This is a genomic window from Pseudomonas sp. CFBP 8770, assembly GCF_014841705.1.
In the GTDB taxonomy this organism is placed as follows: domain Bacteria; phylum Pseudomonadota; class Gammaproteobacteria; order Pseudomonadales; family Pseudomonadaceae; genus Aquipseudomonas.
The window spans coordinates 283321-302801 of record NZ_JACYUL010000001.1; the positions used below are offsets into that span (position 1 = coordinate 283321).

The 19481-nt window shown below is 62.9% G+C and carries 19 protein-coding genes and 1 pseudogene; 12 read left to right on the plus strand and 8 right to left on the minus strand.

Features of this window, described 5'->3' with window-relative positions; genetic code table 11:
- Positions 1-30: 30 nt before the first annotated feature.
- Together IFT98_RS01275 and IFT98_RS01280 are read right to left on the minus strand one after the other, a co-directional pair.
- Positions 31-753 carry a FadR/GntR family transcriptional regulator gene (locus tag IFT98_RS01275; protein WP_122713141.1) on the minus strand — a complete coding sequence of 241 codons (723 nt, stop codon included), beginning with the start codon at positions 751-753 and terminating at the stop codon, positions 31-33.
- 72 nt (positions 754-825) lie between these two features.
- Positions 826-1296, minus strand: coding sequence for a MarR family winged helix-turn-helix transcriptional regulator (locus tag IFT98_RS01280; RefSeq protein ID WP_192049633.1), 471 nt, complete (start codon positions 1294-1296; stop codon positions 826-828).
- Positions 1297-1513: 217 nt separating this feature from the next.
- On the opposite strand from IFT98_RS01280, the gene IFT98_RS01285 reads away from it, so the two are divergent.
- Complete coding sequence (locus tag IFT98_RS01285) at positions 1514-2263, plus strand: sulfite exporter TauE/SafE family protein (RefSeq protein ID WP_192049631.1); 750 nt, start codon at positions 1514-1516, stop codon at positions 2261-2263.
- A gap of 157 nt (positions 2264-2420) precedes the next feature.
- Positions 2421-3122, plus strand: coding sequence for a spermidine synthase (locus IFT98_RS01290; RefSeq protein ID WP_244650984.1), 702 nt, complete (start codon positions 2421-2423; stop codon positions 3120-3122).
- A gap of 26 nt (positions 3123-3148) precedes the next feature.
- Here IFT98_RS01290 and IFT98_RS01295 read toward each other — a convergent pair whose 3' ends face one another.
- A complete protein-coding gene (locus IFT98_RS01295) occupies positions 3149-3940 on the minus strand; it encodes a crotonase/enoyl-CoA hydratase family protein (RefSeq protein ID WP_192049627.1) in 792 nt (263 codons plus the stop codon).
- Positions 3941-4293: 353 nt separating this feature from the next.
- Between IFT98_RS01295 and IFT98_RS01300 the strand changes: the two are divergent.
- Positions 4294-5995, plus strand: a pseudogene (locus tag IFT98_RS01300) (DEAD/DEAH box helicase).
- A gap of 139 nt (positions 5996-6134) precedes the next feature.
- Here IFT98_RS01300 and IFT98_RS01305 read toward each other — a convergent pair.
- Positions 6135-6431 (minus strand): hypothetical protein, encoded by a 297-nt coding sequence (locus tag IFT98_RS01305; protein ID WP_122479134.1) that lies wholly within the window; start codon positions 6429-6431, stop codon positions 6135-6137.
- A gap of 293 nt (positions 6432-6724) precedes the next feature.
- Between IFT98_RS01305 and htpG the strand changes: the two genes are divergently transcribed.
- On the plus strand, positions 6725-8629 hold the full coding sequence (gene htpG / locus IFT98_RS01310; protein WP_192049625.1) for a molecular chaperone HtpG: 1905 nt from the start codon (positions 6725-6727) through the stop codon (positions 8627-8629).
- Positions 8630-8699: 70 nt separating this feature from the next.
- Positions 8700-9428 carry a dienelactone hydrolase family protein gene (locus IFT98_RS01315; RefSeq protein ID WP_192049624.1) on the plus strand — a complete coding sequence of 243 codons (729 nt, stop codon included), beginning with the start codon at positions 8700-8702 and terminating at the stop codon, positions 9426-9428.
- Positions 9429-9491: 63 nt separating this feature from the next.
- Here IFT98_RS01315 and IFT98_RS01320 read toward each other — a convergent pair whose 3' ends face one another.
- The 4 genes from IFT98_RS01320 to IFT98_RS01335 all read right to left on the minus strand — a co-directional run bounded on the left by IFT98_RS01320 (position 9492) and on the right by IFT98_RS01335 (position 13966).
- A complete protein-coding gene (locus IFT98_RS01320; protein ID WP_192049622.1) occupies positions 9492-9902 on the minus strand; it encodes an OsmC family protein in 411 nt (136 codons plus the stop codon).
- Between the two features lie 140 nt (positions 9903-10042).
- On the minus strand, positions 10043-11263 hold the full coding sequence (fabB, locus tag IFT98_RS01325) for a beta-ketoacyl-ACP synthase I (protein WP_192049620.1): 1221 nt from the start codon (positions 11261-11263) through the stop codon (positions 10043-10045).
- 11 nt (positions 11264-11274) lie between these two features.
- On the minus strand, positions 11275-11790 hold the full coding sequence (gene fabA, locus IFT98_RS01330; RefSeq protein ID WP_122479130.1) for a 3-hydroxyacyl-[acyl-carrier-protein] dehydratase FabA: 516 nt from the start codon (positions 11788-11790) through the stop codon (positions 11275-11277).
- Positions 11791-12061: 271 nt separating this feature from the next.
- Entirely contained in the window at positions 12062-13966 is a 1905-nt protein-coding gene (locus IFT98_RS01335; RefSeq protein WP_192049618.1) for an ATP-binding protein, read from the minus strand.
- Between the two features lie 192 nt (positions 13967-14158).
- On the opposite strand from IFT98_RS01335, the gene IFT98_RS01340 reads away from it, so the two are divergent.
- From IFT98_RS01340 to IFT98_RS01370, 7 genes are all read left to right on the plus strand, one after another.
- Positions 14159-15184: an NAD(P)H-dependent glycerol-3-phosphate dehydrogenase gene (locus tag IFT98_RS01340; protein WP_192049616.1), complete on the plus strand. Its 1026-nt coding sequence runs from the start codon at positions 14159-14161 to the stop codon at positions 15182-15184.
- Positions 15185-15194: 10 nt separating this feature from the next.
- Positions 15195-15536, plus strand: a complete 342-nt coding sequence (locus IFT98_RS01345; RefSeq protein ID WP_192049614.1) for a DUF4389 domain-containing protein — start codon at positions 15195-15197, stop codon at positions 15534-15536.
- A complete protein-coding gene (gene sixA / locus IFT98_RS01350) occupies positions 15533-15988 on the plus strand; it encodes a phosphohistidine phosphatase SixA (protein WP_192049612.1) in 456 nt (151 codons plus the stop codon). The genes IFT98_RS01345 and sixA overlap by 4 nt, the downstream gene beginning before the upstream one ends.
- A gap of 18 nt (positions 15989-16006) precedes the next feature.
- Complete coding sequence (locus tag IFT98_RS01355) at positions 16007-16450, plus strand: hotdog fold thioesterase (RefSeq protein ID WP_192049610.1); 444 nt, start codon at positions 16007-16009, stop codon at positions 16448-16450.
- Between the two features lie 3 nt (positions 16451-16453).
- Complete coding sequence (locus tag IFT98_RS01360) at positions 16454-17308, plus strand: alpha/beta fold hydrolase (RefSeq protein ID WP_192049608.1); 855 nt, start codon at positions 16454-16456, stop codon at positions 17306-17308.
- Between the two features lie 184 nt (positions 17309-17492).
- Complete coding sequence (locus IFT98_RS01365; protein ID WP_244650983.1) at positions 17493-18233, plus strand: DUF4892 domain-containing protein; 741 nt, start codon at positions 17493-17495, stop codon at positions 18231-18233.
- A gap of 24 nt (positions 18234-18257) precedes the next feature.
- A complete protein-coding gene (locus IFT98_RS01370) occupies positions 18258-19301 on the plus strand; it encodes an AI-2E family transporter (RefSeq protein WP_192049604.1) in 1044 nt (347 codons plus the stop codon).
- The last annotated feature ends 180 nt before the right edge of the window (positions 19302-19481 follow it).

The following is a 19481-nucleotide window of genomic DNA, read 5'->3' on the forward strand; positions in this document are numbered from 1 at the left end:
ATCGCTGCGCCGCCGGAGTGCTGACCTGGCCTAGAGCGATTCGGCGCGTCCGAGCACCACGCTGAGCGCGTTGCGTGCGTCGTCGAGCTGGACCAGCGTGGCATGCCGGGCGCCCAGGGCATCACCGTTCTCGATGGCAGTCAGGATCGCCTTGTGCCGCGGCAGGGCCAATTCGTGCAGGTTGGGTCGCCGGTTGGAATGACGCAGGGCCTCACGCAACGCCAGCGACAACATGTTGCACAGGTGCGCGAGCAGGTCATTGTGAGTGGCATCGGCGATGCGGCTGTGGAAATCCAGGTCCGGCTGCAGCACGTCATCGACCGACCCGGCCGCCTCCATGCGCTGGTAGGCCTCGCCAATCGAGGCCACTTCGGCCTCGGTGGCATGCTGGGCGGCCAGCGCCGCCGCTGCCGGCTCAATGATGGTGCGCACGCTGGTCAGCAAGGCGAAGAACTCGTTCTGCGGCGTGCTCTGCATCACCCAGTGCAGGACGTCGGGGTCGAGCATGTGCCATTCACGGCGCGGCTTGACCACCGAACCCACCCGTGGCCTGGAGTACACCAGACCCTTGGCCACCAACACCCGTGTTGCTTCGCGCAGCACCGGACGACTGACCGCGTATTCTTCACACAGCAGGGCTTCGGCGGGCAAGCGATCGTCAGGCTTGAAGCGGCCGGAGACGATCTGCATTCCCAGCTCCTGGACGATCCGCGAGTGCATGCTTTTGCGATCTGAAGGCTTGCGATAATCCATGGGGTGCATTCGGTCCTTGGGGCAGGTAATGCGCGATGATAGCACCTGCGCGCCAAGTCTTCGGGCGGGGTGTCAGAGCCCTTGCTGCAGGTTCTTGCGCAACGACAGCAGACTGGTCTGCAGCGCGCGCAGCTCGGCACTGCTGTGGCAGCTGGCCTTGACGATGTTGAGCGGTACCGACTCGGCTTTGTCGCGCAGGGCTCGGCCTTGCGCTGTCAGCTCGACGATCACCACACGCTCGTCGTCCTTGCTGCGGGTACGGCTGAGCAAGCCTTCGGCTTCCAGGCGCTTGAGCAGGGGCGTCAGCGAGCCGGGGTCGGTCAGCAGCCGGGTACTGATTTCGCCCACGGTCATGCCGTTCTTTTCCCACAGCACCATCATGGTCAGGTACTGCGGGTAGGTCAGGCCCAAAGCCTGCAGCAAGGGCTTGTACACCTTGGTCATCAGCAGCGATGTAGAGTACAGCGAGAAGCACAGCTGATTATCCAGCAGCAGGCTGTCGTCGACGCTGACTGCCTCGTCGTGAGTGGATTCGGTGTTCATGCTGATCCTTTTTCCAATGGTGCAAGTGCATTAGGCGATCCGCCGTTCGCAGGTTTCGGCGCTTCGCTCGTTCCTTCGTGAAGCTGGTGTTGATTTCGAGCTACAAACAGCGTGCATAGTTCGTTCTAGGTTGTGCAGCACTTCTACATCCTTCGGCGGCGGTCACACTGGTAGGATGCACGGCTGGATGATGCACGAAGGTGGATAGAGAGGCGGTATGTTCGAAACATTGCTCTACATTGCATTGGGTGCGGTGATGGGCACGCTGGGCGGGGTGTTCGGCATCGGCGGGGGGTTGATCGCGATCCCGGCACTCGGCGTGCTGTTCGGCGTGGACCAGCAACTGGCCCAGGGCACGTCGCTGGTGATGGTCGTGCCCAATGTGCTCCTGGCATTATGGCGCTATCACCAGCGTCGTCCCATACCCTGGCGTCATGCCTTGCCATTGGCCAGCGGCGGACTGGTGTTCGCCTGGATTGCCTCGGTGCTCGCGGCAGGGCTGGACCCGGCGTCGATGCGGGTGGGCTTCGTGGCCTTCCTGTTGGTGCTGGTAGTCTACAACATTGCGCAGATGTTCCTGCGCCCCGTGAACGGTACGGGCGAGATGCGTCATGCCTGGCCGTGGCTGGGCGTACTGGGTGGCTTTTCCGGTGTGATCGGAGGGTTTTTCGGGGTTGGCGGCGCCGTGCTGGCCACGCCCGTGCTGACCAGCGTTTTCGGCACCACCCAGATCATGGCCCAGGGCCTGTCGCTGGCCCTGGCCGCGCCCAGTACCAGCGTGACCCTCTTGACCTATGCTGTGCACGATCACGTCGATTGGGCCATGGGTGTGCCAATGGCCATCGGCGGCCTGTTGAGCATCAGCTGGGGCGTGAAGATCGCCTACAGCCTGTCTGAAAAAGTGCTGCGCGGCAGCTTCTGCGTGTTCCTCTTGCTGTGCGCCATCCTGCTGTTGTTCAGGGTCTGAGGCCCGAGCCGCCAGACAAGGTGCCGGCCTTGGCGGATTAATGCCACAATCGGCGCTTTCATTCGTCGTGACGAGCCTTCAGGTGGAAGACCAAGACAACCTGCAACCCCGCGAACGCACCGAGCACGTATTGGCCGAGGTGCACGACGCCTGGGGCATGATCCGTGTGCTGGAAGTCGCCGACTACCGTTTCCTCGAGTTCGGCGACGCCATCGAACAAAGCTGCACGTTCACGGCCGACCCCAGCTGGCTGGAATACGACTACACCCGTGCCATGCTGGTGGGCGCGCTCTGCCATGCGCAACCTGAAAGCGCGCTGTTCCTGGGCCTCGGTGCAGGCACCCTGACCCAGGCGTGCCTGAAGTTCCTGCCGCTCGACGACGTCGAGTGCATCGAGCTGCGCCCGGACGTGCCTCGCCTGGCGATCGAATACATGGGCCTGGAAGACGATCCAAGGCTGTACATCCGCGTCGGCGACGCGCTCGAGCTGCTACCCACCGCCGAAACCGCAGATCTGATCTTCGTCGACCTGTATACCGACCACGGTCCGGCTCCCGCCCACCTGGCCTGGCGGTTCCTGGAGCAGTGCCAGCAACGCCTGAACCCCGATGGCTGGCTGATCATCAACCAATGGGCGGGCGATGATGGCAAGCCGCTTGGAGCGGCCTTGTTGCGCGGCCTCTACCAGCGGCACTACTGGGAACTGCCGGTCAAGGAGGGCAATGTCATCGTCATGGTGCCGGCCGATATCGAGCAGGTATTGGACATGCCCGGCCTGTGCCAGCGTGCCGAGGCCCTGGCGCCCCAGCTGGGTTACTCGCTGCAGGGGCTGATCGACCTGGTGCGCCCGGCCAGCTGAGGCAGTGCGCCGCGCCACTGGCTGCGCTATTGGCCTCGGAACAGGGCAGGGCGCTGCTGCTGCATGGCCGCCAGGCCTTCGCGCGCGTCCTCGCTGGCGAACAGGCGCCCGCTGGTTGCGGCCAACTGAAGGCTGGCGGCGCCTTCACCTTCGCTCACGGCCAGGCGTGCCGACGCCAGGGTCGCCTGTACGCCCAGCGGTGCCTGTCGGGCAATCCGCTGAGCAAGCTGCAAGGCGTTGGGCAGCAGGTCTTCGCTGGCCATCACTTCCTGCACCAGACCCAGCCGCAGTGCTTCGTGGGCATCGAACTCATCGCCGGTCAGCAACCAGCGCATGGCGTTGCCCCAGCCGGCGATCTGCTGCAGGCGCAGCGTGGCACCGCCGAAAGGGAACAGCCCGCGCTGCACCTCCATCTGGGCAAAACGGGTATTGCTGGCGCACAGGTTGATGTCGGCCGCGAGCATCAGCTCGATGCCCACGGTCAGGCAATAACCCTGGGCCGCGACGATCACAGGCTTGCTCACCACCGGCCCACCCGAGACCCGCCAGGGATCGCAGCCCCCGGGCGGCACCTGCCAGCCCTGGCTGAGGCGCGTGCTCACCTCGGCCAGGTCCAGCCCCGCGGTGAAGTGCTCGCCATGACAGAACACCAGGGCCACTCGAGCCGCCGGCTCGCGTTCGAACGTGCCATAGGCCAGGCTCAAGGCATCGAGCATGGGCAGGTCGAAGGCGTTGCGCTTGGCAGGACGGTCCAGGCCGATGAGCATGACGTGCTCGCGCAGCTCGCAACTGACCTTGCCGGGGCAGGGGGTGGGCATGACGGCATCCTCGGAATGGTTTGAGTGAAAGGTTTCAGCTGCCGCACCTGCGCAGGCGCCTCTGCTAAAATAGACTGCGCCGTCAATTCGCGCAAAGCCCGCGTGGCTCTGCTGTCCACACGGGACGATGGTTCAAAAAAGTCTCACGTCGCGGCCATTTTCAGGTATAGTGCGCGCCGGTCTTTAACCAGGCCACGTTTAGGTAGCGCAATCCCCCGAAGACAGCTTCGGCTGCATGTCCGTTCCGCGGACTCTCCCTAACGATTCTTTCATTCAATCGTTTTCGCAAATCCCCGCCGACAAAGCTGCCAGGGTGACTCTCGAGTCTTACAAGGCATGCGCAGCTTTGGAGCATGGGTCTTTGCGGATGCACTTAGAGGCAGACCCATGACCCAGGAAATCGGCGGCTTCGCCGCTCTCGAACTTCATCCGAACATTGTTGCCGCTGTAGTCGCTACCGGCTACGAAGAGCCTTCGGCTATTCAGCAGCAATCGATCCCGATCATTCTCGCCGGTCATGACATGATCGGCCAGGCGCAGACAGGCACCGGCAAGACCGCGGCCTTCGCTCTGCCGATCCTGCATCGTATCGACCCGAGCAAGCGCGAGCCGCAAGCCCTGATCCTGGCGCCAACCCGTGAGTTGGCGCTACAAGTAGCCACTGCATTCGAAACCTACGCCAAGCAGATGCCTGGCGTTACCGTAGTGGCCGTGTACGGCGGTGCCCCGATGGGCCCGCAGTTGAAAGCAATCCGCAACGGCGCGCAAATCGTCGTCGCCACCCCCGGCCGTCTGTGCGACCACCTGCGTCGCGACGAGAAAGTCCTCGCCACCGTGAATCACCTGGTGCTCGACGAAGCCGACGAAATGCTCAAGCTGGGCTTCATGGATGACCTGGAAGTCATCTTCAAGGCCATGCCCGAGACTCGCCAGACCGTACTGTTCTCGGCCACCTTGCCGCAGTCGATCCGGGCGATTGCCGAGCGTCACCTGCGTGACCCCAAGCACGTCAAGATCCAGACCAAGACTCAGACCGTCACCGCGATCGAGCAGGCTCACCTGCTGGTTCACGCCGACCAGAAGACCTCGGCTGTCCTGCGCCTGCTGGAAGTCGAAGAGTTCGACGCCCTGATCGCCTTCGTGCGCACCAAGCAAGCCACCCTCGACCTGGCCAGCGCCCTGGAAGCCAAAGGCTACAAGGCGGCGGCACTCAACGGTGACATCGCCCAGAACCAGCGCGAGCGCGTCATCGAGTCGCTCAAGGATGGTCGCCTGGACATCGTCGTCGCTACCGACGTCGCTGCCCGTGGTCTGGACGTACCGCGCATCACTCACGTGTTCAACGTCGACATGCCGTACGACCCCGAGTCCTATGTGCACCGTATCGGTCGTACCGGCCGTGCCGGTCGCGAAGGCCGTGCGCTGCTGCTGGTGACGCCGCGTGAACGCCGCATGCTGCAGGTGATCGAGCGCGTGACTGGGCAGAAGGTTGCCGAGGTTCGTCTGCCCAACGGCCAGGCCGTTCTCGATGCGCGCATCAAGAAGCTGACCAACAGCCTGGCTCCGCTGGTCGCAGACGCCGAAAGCACCCATGGCGAGTTGCTCGATCGCCTGACCGCCGACATCGGTTGCAGCCCGCGCGCCCTGGCCGCGGCCCTGCTGCGCAAGGCCACCAATGGCCAGGCGCTGACCCTGGATGCGGTCGAGAAGGAGCAGCCTCTGGTGCCGACCAGCGCTCCGCGCGAACGCACCAGCAGCGGTGATCGCCCTGAGCGCAGTGACCGTGAGCGCCGCGCGCCAATGCCCCTGGGCGAAGGCCGTGCACGCTGCCGTACCGCCCTGGGTGCTCGCGACGGCATCGCCGCGAAGAACCTGCTTGGCGCCATCCTCAACGAAGGCGGGCTGGCCCGTGAAGCCATCGGTCGCATCCAGGTGCGTGACAGCTTCAGCCTGGTCGAGCTGCCGGAAGATGGTCTGGAGAGTCTGTTGAGCAAGCTCAAGGACACCCGTGTCGCTGGCAAGCAGTTGAAGCTGCGTCGCTATCGCGAAGACTGATTGCCTATAGTCTTCAGGCATAAAAAATCCCCGACTGGTTCGGGGATTTTTTTTGTCTTGATCGCGGCTCGTTCATCGCCAGCTCGAACTCGCTCCTGTGGGAGCGGGCTCTGCCCGCGAAGCGGACACCGCCGATCAATCAGTTCTTGGCTGGCGGCACTTGGGTAGCCGGAGTGGTACCTGGTGCGACCGGCATGCTCGAGTCGGACTTGGTAGCCTCCTGAGCTGCAGCCTTGTTCGACTCCATGGCCGCTTCGTTGGCCTTGGCGTTTTCCTTGGCGGCATCGTTCATCTTGTCTTGAGCCGAATCCATTTTTTCCTGCGCTTCCTGACGGTGCTCTGCAGCGTCTTGAGCCTTGTCTTCGGATTTCTTGTCGCAAGCAGCCAGACCAAGGGTGGCAGCCAGCATCAGGGAGTAAGCGAGTGTCTTGCGCATGGTGTTTCTCCTTATTGGGTATCTACGAGGCTAAGAGGGTGTGCGCCGGATATAAGTTCCATCACTGCAGTTATATATAAGTATCGGATCGCAATGAGGTTTTTCCATGACCTTGCTGTACCGATCAAGCACGCGAGTGGTTTTCACGGCGGCCCCGGCTGAAAAGGTCTGTCACCGGATGCCAGCCAACTCGCCTGCCGCAGCCCCCCTTGAAATCCCGATCGGCGGCCCCATCTCCTTGTCATCCCGCCGCTCATAGGCGGCACCTGCCATCTGATTGGAGTTTGATGACCATGAGTGTGGAAACTCAAAAGGAAACCCTGGGCTTCCAGACCGAGGTGAAGCAACTGCTGCACCTCATGATCCATTCGCTGTATTCCAACAAGGAAATCTTCCTTCGCGAATTGATCTCGAACGCCTCTGACGCTGTCGACAAGCTGCGTTTCGAAGCGCTGGCCAAGCCTGAGCTGCTCGAAGGTGGCGGCGAGCTGAAAATTCGCATCAGCTTCGACAAGGCCGCCAAGACGGTCACCCTGGAAGACAACGGCATCGGCATGAACCGTGACGATGTGGTCACCCACCTGGGCACCATCGCCAAGTCCGGCACTGCCGATTTCATGAAGAACCTCACCGGCGACCAGAAAAAGGACTCGCACCTGATCGGTCAGTTCGGCGTGGGCTTCTATTCGGCCTTCATCGTCGCCGACCAGGTTGACGTGTACAGCCGTCGCGCCGGCAGCCCTGCCAGCGAAGGCGTGCATTGGTCCTCCAAGGGCGAGGGCGATTTCGAAGTCGCCAACGTCGAGAAGGCCGAACGTGGCACCCGTATCGTTCTGCACCTGAAAAGCGCCGAAGATGAATTCGCCGACGGTTACCGTCTGCGCAACATCATCAAGAAGTACTCCGACCACATTGCCCTACCGATCGAGCTGCCCCAGGAAAGCTCGCCGGCCGAAGGCGAAGAGGCACCTGCGCAGGAATGGGAAACCGTCAACCGCGCCAGCGCCCTGTGGACCCGTCCGCGTACCGACATCAAGGACGAGGAATACCAGGAGTTCTACAAGCACGTCGGCCACGACTACGAGAACCCGCTGAGCTGGAGCCACAACAAGGTCGAAGGCAAGCTGGAATACACCTCGCTGCTGTACGTGCCCGCCCGTGCTCCGTTCGATCTGTACCAGCGCGAGGCACCGCGTGGTCTCAAGCTCTACGTGCAGCGCGTGTTCGTCATGGACCAGGCCGAATCGTTCCTGCCGCTGTACCTGCGCTTCATCAAGGGTGTGGTCGACTCCAACGACCTGTCGCTGAACGTGTCGCGCGAGATCCTGCAGAAAGACCCGATCATCGACTCGATGAAGACGGCGCTGACCAAGCGCGTGCTCGATATGCTCGAGAAGCTGGCCAAGAACGAGCCGGAGCAGTACAAGGGCTTCTGGAAGAACTTCGGCCAGGTCCTCAAGGAAGGTCCTGCGGAAGATTTCGCCAACAAGGAAAAGATCGCCGGCCTGCTGCGGTTCGCGTCCACCAGCGACGACAGCGGTGAACAGAGCGTTGGCCTGGCTGACTACCTGGCGCGGGTCAAGGAAGGTCAGGACAAGGTCTACTACCTGTCCGGCGAGTCCTATGCCCAGGTCAAGAACAGCCCGCACCTGGAAGTCTTCCACAAGAAAGGCATCGAAGTGCTGCTGCTGACCGATCGCATCGACGAGTGGCTGATGAGCTACCTGACCGAATTCGACGGCAAGGGCTTCGTCGACGTTGCCCGTGGCGACCTCGATCTGGGCAAGCTGGATTCCGAGGAAGACAAGAAAGCCCAGGAAGAAATCGCCAAGGACAAGGAAGGCTTGGTCGAGCGCCTGAAAGCGGCGCTGGGCGATTCGGTCAGTGAAGTGCGGGTTTCCCATCGCCTCACCGATTCGCCGGCGATCCTGGCCATCGGCGAGCAGGACCTGGGCATGCAGATGCGCCAGATCCTCGAAGCCAGTGGGCAGAAGGTGCCGGACTCCAAGCCGATCTTCGAATTCAACCCCAACCACCCGCTGATCGCCAAGCTGGATGTGGAGCAGAGCGAAGATCGTTTCGCCGACTTCTCCCATATCCTGTTCGATCAGGCGGCCCTGGCCGCGGGTGACAGCCTCAAAGATCCTGCCGGTTACGTTCGCCGTCTGAACAAGCTGCTGGTCGAGTTGTCCGTTTAAACAGTCCAGGTAAAAAGCCCGCTTCGGCGGGCTTTTTCGTTTTCAGTCATGACCTTTTGGAGATGCAAGCGTGAGCACATTGACCGTTCAATCCGTTGTCTACCAAATCGACGGGCAGGCCTACGAAAGCCGCCTGGTCTACGACACCGATATCGTGTCTCCGCGTCCGGGGCTGGTGATGGCACCGAACTGGATGGGCGTCAGCGAAGGTGCCGAGCGTATTGCCCAGTCAGTGGCTGCCAAGGGCTATGTGGTGCTGCTGGTCGACTTGTACGGTCAGGGTGTGCGTCCAGGCAATAACGATGAAGCGGCGGCTGCCATGACGCCGCTCAAGAATGATCGCGCCTTGTTGCGCAAGCGCATGCAGGTGGCGCTGCAGCAGCTGCACGAGCAGACGCATGCTGCCGTCGATCCAGCGCAATCGGCGGCCTTCGGTTTCTGTTTCGGCGGCTGCTGTGCGCTGGAGCTGGCACGTACGGGCGCGGCGCTCAAGGCAACCATTTCGTTCCACGGCACACTCGATACACCCAACCCGGCCGATGCCCATGACATCAAAGGTTCGGTTCTGGTGCTGCACGGCGACGCCGACCCCCTCGTGCCGGCCGAACAGCTGCCCGCCTTCCGTTCCGAGATGAACTCGGCAGACGTGGATTGGCAGTTGACCAGCTATGGCGGGGCTTACCATTCGTTCACCGACACCGAGGCCAACAACCCAGGTGTGCAGATGTACGATGCGAAAGTCTCGGCTCGCGCGTTCCAGGCGATGCACAACCTGCTCGAGGAAGTGTTCCAGGCCTGAACCGTCCCTGCACTGATTCCGCTATACCTGTGGGAGCGGGCCTGACTGAAACCGGGTGCTCGACTATTGGACCTCGGCCAGGTACGTCTCGATATCGATGACCGCACTGGTCATCAGCTTGTGCACCGGGCAGTGGTCGGCCACCACGTCCAGATCATGGCGCTGCGCTTCCGTCAGGTTGCCGAGCAAGGTGAGCTTGACCTGCAGGCGGTACTTGCCGGTGGGCTCTTCGCTAGCATCGCGCTTGACCTCCACATTCACTCCTGTGAGCGGAATGTTCTTGCGTTGGGCATAGAGCTTCAAGGTCAGGGCCTTGCAGGCACCCAGTGCGGCGTCGAAATAGTCGTGGGGCGAGGGTGCCGAGCCTGCACCGCCCAAGGCTTCGGGCAGGTCGGTGTGAAAAGCGTGTCGGCCATCGATATCGATGCTGTGGCGAAATCCGTCGCCAGGTTCGGTAATCACGGTGATAGCCATGGAAATCCCTTCGTTGGTGTGCTCGAGTCACACTGTATAGAGGGTTGTGCCATCCAGGGGGTTCAACCGCAGTCAATCGACCGATTGCAGGCAAAAAAAACGGCGCCCGCAGGCGCCGTCTTCAAGCAGAGCTCTGAATCTTACTGGCCGGTCCAGCGCTTGAGTACCAAGGTAGCATTGGTGCCGCCGAAGCCGAAGCTGTTGCTCATCACGGTATTGATTTCGACGTTTTCCTGGGTAACGGTCTGCACCGGCAGATCGGCTACGGCAGGGTCCAGCTCATCGATGTTGGCTGACCCGGCAATGAAGTTGCCTTCCATCATCAGCATGCAATAGATGGCTTCGTGCACGCCAGCGGCGCCCAGCGAGTGCCCGGACAGGCTCTTGGTCGAGCTGATGGCCGGATACTTGCCAGCGAAGACTTCACGCACACCCTTCATTTCGGCCACGTCGCCCACCGGCGTGGAGGTGCCATGGGTGTTCAGGTAGTCGATCGGGGTGTCGACGGTGGACAACGCCTGCTGCATGCAGCGGATGGCGCCTTCGCCGCTTGGCGCAACCATGTCGTAGCCATCGGAAGTGGCGCCGTAGCCAACGATCTCGGCATAGATGTGCGCACCACGGGCCAGAGCGTGCTCCAGCTCCTCGACCACTACCATGCCGCCGCCGCCAGCGATGACGAAGCCATCGCGGTCGCTGTCGTAGGCACGCGACGCTTTTTCGGGCGTGTCATTGCGCTTGCTGGACAAGGCACCCATGGCGTCGAACAGGAACGACTGGCTCCAGTGCTCCTCTTCACCACCGCCGGCGAACACCACGTCCTGCTTGCCCATCTGGATCTGCTCCATGGCGGTACCGATGCAGTGCGCGCTGGTGGCGCACGCCGAGGCGATGGAGTAGTTCAGGCCCTTGATCTTGAAAGGGGTGGCCAGGCAGGCCGAAACGGTGCTGCTCATGGTCCGGGTGACCCGGTACGGACCGACGCGCTTGACGCCTTTCTCGCGCAGGATGTCCAGCGCTTCCATCTGGTTCAGAGTGGAGGCGCCGCCCGACCCGGCGATCAGGCCGGTACGCGGGTTGGACACCTGCTCGTCGGTGAGGCCGGAATCCTTGATGGCATCCTGCATGGCCAGGTAGGCGTAGGCAGCCGCATGGCCGACGAAGCGGTACACCTTGCGGTCGATCAGCTCTTCCAGGTTGAGGTCGATGGAGCCGGAAACCTGGCTACGCAGACCCATTTCGGCATATTCCGGGTTGAAGCGGATGCCAGGGCGGCTTGCACGCAGGTTTGCGGAGACGGTGTCTTTGTCATTGCCCAGGCACGAAACGATGCCCAGACCAGTGATAACAACGCGGCGCATGCGGATAACCCTTAGAAATTTTCGGTGGATGTAAAGACGCCAACCCGAAGGCCGTCGGCGGTGTAGATCTCGCGGCCGTCGACGCTGACCGAGCCATCGGCGATGGCCATGTTCAGCTTGCCCTTGAGCACGCGCTTGATATGAATGTTGTACGTGACCTTCTTGGCCGTCGGCAGCACCTGGCCGAAGAACTTCACTTCGCCCGAGCCCAGCGCACGGCCACGACCTGGCAGGTCCTGCCAGCCCAGGAAGAAACCGACCAGCTGCCACATGGCATCCAGGCCAAGACATCCCGGCATCACCGGATCGCCTTCGAAGTGGCAGGCGAAGAACCACAGGTCCGGGTTGATATCCAGCTCGGCGACCAATTCACCCTTGCCGTACTTGCCACCTTCGGCGCTGATATGGGTGATACGGTCCACCATCAGCATGTTCGGGGCGGGCAGTTGCGCGTTACCTGGGCCGAACAGCTCGCCACGACTGCAGCGCAGCAGATCTTCCCGGGTAAAGGCGTTTTGTTTGGTCATGCGAGCTCCTCAATAGTCCCTGGTGGCAGGGGGCAGATCTTCCCGACCGACCAGAAGAATCAACGCCTGGGCCGGCAGCCTACACATAGACTATTGCGTTGTAGTGAAAGTCACAGCGCAAGCGATACGGAAGTACACTTGTTCACTGAAATTATAATGCCAGACAGCAGGCTTTGTCCGAATGGATGTACAAGACTGCCGCACTTTAGCATTTCTTGCCAGCAACGGGCGCTATCGCGAGGACATCCGGCATCCATTCCACGGCGCGTGTTCAGCCCGTCCAGCGCAGTAGAACCTGTTGCAGATCTGCGCGTTTGAACGGTTTTGCCAGGTAATCGTTCATTCCGGCATCCAGGCAGGTGTCGCGGTCGCCCAGCAGCGCGTTGGCGGTCAGGGCGATGATCGGCAGCTCTGCGCGTCCTGGAATCTGGCGAATCTGCCGCGACGCCTCGTAACCGTCGAGTACCGGCAGACGACAGTCCATCAGCACGGCCGAATAGAGGTGTGCACGTACCTGGCTGACCGCTGCGGCCCCGTCGCTGACGACATCGACGGCGTAGCCCAGGCTGCGCAGCATGGCTTCGATCACGGTCTGGTTGACCGCGTTGTCTTCCACCAGCAAGACACTGTGGCCGGCGCCGTCGTCGTTGCCGGACAGGTTGGGCACCGCTGCCGGGCGGGCCAGGCTCTGCTGGCTCAGCGCCAGCGGCATTTCCAGGGTGAACAGCGAGCCGTGCTTTTCCTTGCTCTGCGCACGCAGCGTGCCACCCATGCGTTCGGCCAGCGTCCGCGCGATGGGCAGCCCCAGGCCCGTGCCCCCATAGCGCCGCGAGATCGAGCTGTCGGCCTGGGCGAAGGCATCGAACATGCTCTCCAGTCGATCCTCGCCGATGCCGATCCCGGTATCGCGCACTGTACAGGTCAGCCAGATCAATTGGTGATCCAGTACCTGCCAGTGCACATTGATGTGCACCGCGCCTTCATCGGTGAACTTCAGCGCATTGCCGATCAGATTGACCAGAATCTGCCGGATGCGCGTCGGATCGCCCTCGACCTGCAACCCTTCGATGCCCTCGGCCAGCGTCAGTTCGAGCGCCAGTTTGCGTTGCCGAGCGGTGTGCTGAAAAGCCTGAACGCAACTGGTGATCAATTCGTGCAGGCCGAAACCGATGTGTTCCAGCTCCATCGCCGCTCGCTCGATGCGGGAAAAATCCAGAATGTCGTTGATGACTTTGAGCAGGTGCTCGGTGGACTCGGTTGCCACCTGGGCATAGTCGCGCTGTTCATGGCTCAGCACGGTGGTTTCGAGCAGCTGCAGCATGCCCAGCACGCCGTTCATGGGGGTGCGCAGCTCGTGGCTCATCATCGCCAGGAAATCCGACTTGGCGCTGTTGGCACGCTCGGCTTCCTCGCGGGTCTGGATCAGTTGCTGCATGGCCTGGTGTTGTTCGTGGCTGGCCTTGGCCAGGGCGCTGGCAAGGTTATTGATATGCCCGGCCAGATGCCCCAGCTCGCTGTCGTCGACGATGGGCAGTGGCCTGTCGAACTCGCCCTGGCCGATGGCCTTGACCACGCGACTCATTTCGCTGATGGGTTGGGCCAGGCTGCGCGCCAGCCGCCGGGCCAGCAGATAGGTGAACAGCAGCGCGAACAATGCCAGCACGCCGGCCTTGAGGACGATTTCCTGCTGGCGTTCGCTGAACGCGTCGTCGGACATGCCCACGATCACCCGGCCCAGGTAGTCGCCACTGCTGGCGCTGCCCATGTGCTGCTGCACCTGCGCCTGGTGGTCCTCCAGAAATGCCCCGCGGATCTGGATCGGCGCCTGGAACACTTCGACATGGGCCGACCGGTGCTCGTTCCTGACCCGCTGCTCGACATAGGCCAGGCGCCGATCGGTCTGGTCCTGAATCTCCAGAAAGCGAACGTGCGGAGTGGCGAGGGTTGCGCCGAGCAGCCCTTCCAGTACCGCGGCATTGTCGGTGACCACGCCATATTCCGAAGCGGGCGCGAGCTGGTTGGCAATCAATTGGCCAGTGTGATTGAGCTCCTGGCGCAGGTCCTGCAAACGCACGAAGGTGAAGAAACCGATCAGTAGCAGGGTCAGCAGCAGGGCCGGCCCGACGCTGATGATCTGGGTACGCGTATGAATGTCGCGGTTCAGGCGCAACTTCATGTCAGGGCGCGAGGCAATGGGAAAGTGGCGGACACGACTGGGCCTGAATCGAGTTGAACAGTCAGGCATGTTAACCGGTCAGAGCGACAATTCCAGTCGTATTGTTACCGCGGCGCAGGCCGGGGCTGGTTGTGTCGGGGCGGCTCCGTATAATGCTGCCGATCGCCCTCAACTCGACCAAATGGATGGGATATGACTCAAGAGCAGCCGATAGCCGTGCTGGGAGGAGGTAGTTTCGGCACTGCCGTGGCCAACTTGCTGGCCGAGAACGGCCATTCGGTTCGCCAGTGGATGCGCGACCCGGAGCAAGCCGAGGCGATTCGCCTGAATCGGGAGAATCCGCGCTACCTCAAGGGCATCAAGATTCTGCCGGGGGTGATCCCGGTCACCGACCTGCACGCGACCATCGCCGGCAGTGCATTGATTTTCGTCGCGCTGCCTTCCAGTGCCCTGCGCAGCGTGCTTGCCGTGCACGCCGACCAGCTGAGCGGCAAGATGCTGGTCAGCCTGACCAAGGGCATCGAAGCGCAGACTTTCAAGCTGATGAGCGAGATCCTCGAAGAGGTTGCGCCAGATGCCCGTATCGGCGTGTTGTCCGGCCCCAACCTGGCTCGCGAGATCGCCGAACATGCCCTGACTGCCACGGTGGTGGCGAGCGCCGACGAAGCCCTCTGCGAGCGGGTCCAGGCCGTCCTCCACGGGCGCACGTTCCGCGTCTATGCCAGCAGCGACCGCTTCGGCGTCGAGCTGGGCGGTGCGCTGAAGAACGTCTACGCGATCATCGCCGGCATGGCCGTGGCATTGGGCATGGGCGAGAACACCAAAAGCATGCTGATTACCCGTGCCCTGGCCGAGATGACGCGTTTTGCCGTCAGCCAGGGCGCCAACCCCATGACCTTTCTCGGTCTGGCCGGGGTAGGCGACCTCATCGTGACCTGCTCGTCGCCCAAGAGCCGCAACTATCAAGTCGGGTTCGCCCTGGGCGAAGGCCTGAGCCTGGAAGATGCCGTATCGCGCCTGGGCGAGGTGGCCGAGGGGGTCAACACGCTCAAGGTGCTCAAGGCGAAGGCCCAGGAACTGCAGGTCTATATGCCGTTGGTGGCAGGGTTGCATGCAATCCTGTTCGAAGGGCGTACCCTGAACCAGGTGATCGAGCTGCTGATGCGGGCCGAACCCAAGACTGATGTCGATTTCATTTCCACCAGTGGCTTCAACTGAGGAATACGCCATGAACCGTTCTTTCAACGATCCGGGCCGCGAGGCAATCGTTTTGCGGGTGCTCTGGATGCTGGTGTTCGTGCTGGTCTGGCAGGTTGCCCAGTTCCTGCTCGGTGCGCTGGTGCTGGTGCAACTCATCCATCGTCTGGTCCAGGGCGCGCCGAACGCTGCCATGATGGCCTTCGGCGACAGCCTGAGCCGCTACCTGGCCCAGATCGGTCGCTTCGGCAGCTTCCATACCGAGCAGAAGCCCTGGCCGTTTTCCGATTGGCCGCAGGCGCGTCCCGCCGACGGCGAAACTGCCTACGAGGCAGGCGCGGCCCGGCCTTTGGCCGACGAGCCGAAGCCATGAAGCTCTGGGTACTGCGCCACGGCGAAGCCGCCAGCCATGCCCGCAGCGATGCCGAGCGCGCCCTGACCTCGGTGGGCGAACGGCAGGTGCTGACCAGCGCGGTGCGCCTGCACGATCAGCCACTGGATGCCATCCTCGCCAGCCCGTATGTGCGCGCGCAGCAGACCGCCGCCCTGGTCCATGGCGTGCTGCACGCCGCCCCGGCGGTGCAGACCGTGCCGTGGCTGACGCCAGAGAGCGATCCGCTGGAGGTCGTTGACCACCTGCAGAAATTGGGCCTGGAGAACGTGCTGCTGGTCAGCCACCAGCCGCTGGTCGGCAACCTGCTGAGCCTGCTGGTTCATGGCAACTTGCGCGAGCCTGAGCCCATGCAGACCGCCAGCCTGGCCGAGCTGCACGGCGACTGGCCCTTGGCCGGGCTGATGTCCCTGCACGCCGTTCACCATCCCTAACCCGTCAGGAATACTCCCATGAGCCTGTGGCGTACCGAACCGGATCTCGAGCGCTTGAATGCGGCGCAGAAAAATACCATCGGCGAGTTGCTGGATATTCGCTTCGAAAGCTTCGATGCGCACTCCCTGACTGCCAGCATGGTCGTTGATGCACGCACCCATCAACCGTTCGGTCTGCTTCATGGCGGGGCCTCGGTGGTGCTGGCTGAAAGCCTGGGCTCCATGGCCAGTTTCCTCTGCATCGACACCGAGCGCTTCTACTGTGTGGGCCTGGAGGTGAACGCCAATCATCTGCGCGGGTTGCGCAGCGGCCGGGTGACGGGCGTGGCCCGTGCGGTGCACATTGGCCGCACCACTCACGTATGGGACATTCGTCTGCAGGGCGACGATGGCAAACCCAGCTGCATTTCGCGCCTGACGGTAGCCGTGGTGCCGCTGGGGCAGAACCCGCCGGCCCGTTGAGTCATGACTGCGCCGGTCCGCGAAATCCGCCTGTCGCTGCCTCATATCGAGCTGGCCGCCCATGTCTACGGACCCGAAGACGGCAGGCCGGTGCTGGCGCTGCACGGCTGGCTGGACAACGCCAACAGCTTTGCCCGCCTGGCGCCGCAGTTGACCGGGCTGCGCATCGTCGCCCTCGACCTGGCCGGGCATGGATACTCCGGGCATCGTCCGGTCGGCGCCGGTTATGCCCTGTGGGATTACGCCCACGACGTGCTGCAGGCGGCCGACCAGCTGGGGTGGCAGCGTTTTTCCCTGCTGGGGCACTCGCTGGGCGGGATCGTCGCCACCTTGCTGGCGAGTGCCTTGCCCGAGCGAATAGAGCGGCTGGCGTTGATCGACGGCGTGGTACCGCCGCTGGGCGCTGCCGAGGAGGGGCCACAGCGCCTGGGCGAAGCCCTGCATGCGCAGCAGGCATTGGGTCACAAGCGCAAATCAGTGTATGCCGACATCGATCGGGCTGTGCTTGCGCGCATGCACGGTCGTATCGCCGTCAGCCACGAGGCGGCCGAATTATTGGCGGCGCGAGGGCTGGAAGCGGTGGCAGGTGGATTCAGCTGGCGTAGCGACAGCCGCCTGACGCTGCCATCGCCGGTGCGCTTGAGCGAAGAACAGGCACTGGCGTACGTGCAGGCGATTCGCTGCCCGAGCCTGTTGATCCTCGCCGAGCAGGGCCTGCTGGTGAAAAATACTGCGCTGCTGGCCCGGTTGGGGCTCCCCCTGCAGGCGCTGCCCGGAGGCCATCACCTGCATCTGAATGACGACACCGGGGCCAGGCTTGTCGCAGGCTGTTTCAATCGCTTTTTTGCCACACCTTGACTTGCAGCAGGCAACTGCCGAGGCTTGTTAGGTTGAAACAGGAGAAGATCTTGATGGAACTCGCTGCTACGCTCGTTTACGGCCCTCCGGGCCACCACGCCTTGCTGCCCTCATGAATGCCTCGAAGCGGCTGCTGCCGGTACTCGCCGCTCTGCTGGGCAGCACCGCCCTGAGCACCTCGGCCATGGCCGCCGAGCTGCCCGCGCCGCCGGACGCCAAGGTCGTCGACCAACGTCCTGCGGTCGACAAGGAACGTATCTATCCGCTGGGGTCGCTGCGCAAGATCAGCGGCAAGCTGCGCATGGACGGCCAGGTCAACGCCAGAGGCCAGGTCAGCGCCACCACGTATGAACTTCCCGAAACCCAGACCGCGCGACAAGCCTTCAACGATGCCCGCGAGGCGCTGCAGCAGGGGGGCGCGCACACCTTGTACTGGTGCCAGGCGCGCGACTGCGGTGAAAGCAGCCTGTGGGTCAACGATGTCTTCGATGGCGCACGGCTGTCGGGGGCCGACGACCAGCAGGCGTTCGTGCTGCTGCGCCAGGCCGCTCCGGATGACAATACCCTGACCGCCCTCTACGCCATCACTCGCGGCAACCGTCGCGCCTATCTGCATGTCGAAACCTTCGTCGCCGATGCCCCGCTGGGTACCTTGCTGCCCACGCCGGCCACGGTGCTGCACGAATTGCGCAGCACCGGCGATCTCGATTACCCGGCCATGGGCGAAACGCCCGATGACACCTGGGTGGCCTTGCTGGCCCGCAGCCTGCAACTCGACAGCTCGATTCGGGTAAGCGTCTCCGGTGTATCGAGCGCTGCGGCCGCCGCCTGGCGCGACGCCCTGGTCGCCAAGGGTGTGCGCGCGGCTCGCTTGGAAACCGGTACCGAAAGCGTCAAGGGGCTGCATCTGGAAATCATTCGTTGAGCCTGCGTCGCCTTTGGAGCATTGATGCCGAGTAACGATCGCCTGCTGGTACAGATTGTCTTGCTGGCCCTGCTCGGCGCCTGCCTTTGGGTACTGGCGCCGTTTTGTTCAGCCCTGCTGTGGGGTGCGATCCTGGCCTACGCCAGTTGGCCGCTGATGCGGTTGCTGACCCGCTGGCTCAATGGCCGCGAGTCGCTGGCAGCCGGCATTCTCACCGGCTGCTGGATGCTGCTGGTGGTGTTGCCGCTGGTCTGGCTTGGCTTCAACCTGGCCGATCACGTGCGCGATGCGACGGCGTTCATTCGTGACGTGCAGGTCGATGGGCTGCCCGATGCGCCCGACTGGCTGGCCGGCATTCCTCTGGTCGGTGCGAGCCTGGTCGGTATCTGGAACACCCTCGACGAGCAGGGCGCGGCGTTCCTGGCCAGCGTCAGGCCCTACCTGGGGCAAGTCGGCAATTTCCTGTTGGCGCGCAGCGCGCAGATCGGCGGCGGGATCCTCGAACTCACGCTGAGCCTGGTCTTCGTGTTCTTCTTCTATCGCGACGGGCCACGCATGGCAGCCTTCGTGCTTCGGCTGTTGGAACGTCTGATCGGAGAGCGCGCCGGGTACTACATCGATCTGGTGGCAGGCACGGTGCAACGGGTGGTCAACGGGGTGATCGGTACCGCCGCCGCCCAGGCGATCCTGGCCTTGATCGGCTTCCTGATCGCCGGTGTGCCCGGGGCATTGGTACTTGGCATTTTCACCTTTCTGCTCAGCCTGATTCCCATGGGGCCGCCGCTGGCGTGGATTCCGGCCACCGCCTGGCTGGTGTGGCAGGGCGATTACGGCTACGCGATCTTCCTTGGCATCTGGGGGACTTTCGTCATCAGTGGCGTGGACAACGTGCTCAAGCCCTACCTGATCAGTCGCGGCGGCAACTTGCCGTTGGTGATCGTGCTGCTGGGTGTGTTCGGCGGACTGCTGGCCTTCGGCTTTATCGGCCTGTTCATCGGCCCGACCCTGCTGGCAGTTGCCTACAGCCTGCTGCACGACTGGACCCACACGGAACACAAGCCAAGTTAGATCTGCTGCGCCCTGTCGGGAGTCCCCCGGTGGGTCAGGCAGTCCGGGTGCACCCTTCGCGGCCGATGACCGCTCCTGCACGGATTTCGCAACCCTTGTGGGAGCGGTCAGTGGCCGCGAAAAGGTCGCTGCGGTGTGTCAGGCAGTCCCGGTGTACCCTTCGCGGCCGATGACCGCTCC

Bases quoted from the DNA above. Each gene is read 5' to 3' on its own strand.
- IFT98_RS01275 (WP_122713141.1), bottom strand. From the start codon at position 753: ATGGATTATCGCAAGCCTTCAGATCGCAAAAGCATGCACTCGCGGATC.
- IFT98_RS01280 (WP_192049633.1), bottom strand. From the start codon at position 1,296: ATGAACACCGAATCCACTCACGACGAGGCAGTCAGCGTCGACGACAGC.
- IFT98_RS01285 (WP_192049631.1), top strand. From the start codon at position 1,514: ATGTTCGAAACATTGCTCTACATTGCATTGGGTGCGGTGATGGGCACG.
- IFT98_RS01290 (WP_244650984.1), top strand. From the start codon at position 2,421: ATGATCCGTGTGCTGGAAGTCGCCGACTACCGTTTCCTCGAGTTCGGC.
- IFT98_RS01295 (WP_192049627.1), bottom strand. From the start codon at position 3,940: ATGCCCACCCCCTGCCCCGGCAAGGTCAGTTGCGAGCTGCGCGAGCAC.
- IFT98_RS01305 (WP_122479134.1), bottom strand. From the start codon at position 6,431: ATGCGCAAGACACTCGCTTACTCCCTGATGCTGGCTGCCACCCTTGGT.
- htpG (WP_192049625.1), top strand. From the start codon at position 6,725: ATGAGTGTGGAAACTCAAAAGGAAACCCTGGGCTTCCAGACCGAGGTG.
- IFT98_RS01320 (WP_192049622.1), bottom strand. From the start codon at position 9,902: ATGGCTATCACCGTGATTACCGAACCTGGCGACGGATTTCGCCACAGC.
- fabB (WP_192049620.1), bottom strand. From the start codon at position 11,263: ATGCGCCGCGTTGTTATCACTGGTCTGGGCATCGTTTCGTGCCTGGGC.
- fabA (WP_122479130.1), bottom strand. From the start codon at position 11,790: ATGACCAAACAAAACGCCTTTACCCGGGAAGATCTGCTGCGCTGCAGT.
- IFT98_RS01335 (WP_192049618.1), bottom strand. From the start codon at position 13,966: ATGAAGTTGCGCCTGAACCGCGACATTCATACGCGTACCCAGATCATC.
- IFT98_RS01340 (WP_192049616.1), top strand. From the start codon at position 14,159: ATGACTCAAGAGCAGCCGATAGCCGTGCTGGGAGGAGGTAGTTTCGGC.
- IFT98_RS01345 (WP_192049614.1), top strand. From the start codon at position 15,195: ATGAACCGTTCTTTCAACGATCCGGGCCGCGAGGCAATCGTTTTGCGG.
- sixA (WP_192049612.1), top strand. From the start codon at position 15,533: ATGAAGCTCTGGGTACTGCGCCACGGCGAAGCCGCCAGCCATGCCCGC.
- IFT98_RS01355 (WP_192049610.1), top strand. From the start codon at position 16,007: ATGAGCCTGTGGCGTACCGAACCGGATCTCGAGCGCTTGAATGCGGCG.
- IFT98_RS01360 (WP_192049608.1), top strand. From the start codon at position 16,454: ATGACTGCGCCGGTCCGCGAAATCCGCCTGTCGCTGCCTCATATCGAG.
- IFT98_RS01365 (WP_244650983.1), top strand. From the start codon at position 17,493: ATGGCCGCCGAGCTGCCCGCGCCGCCGGACGCCAAGGTCGTCGACCAA.
- IFT98_RS01370 (WP_192049604.1), top strand. From the start codon at position 18,258: ATGCCGAGTAACGATCGCCTGCTGGTACAGATTGTCTTGCTGGCCCTG.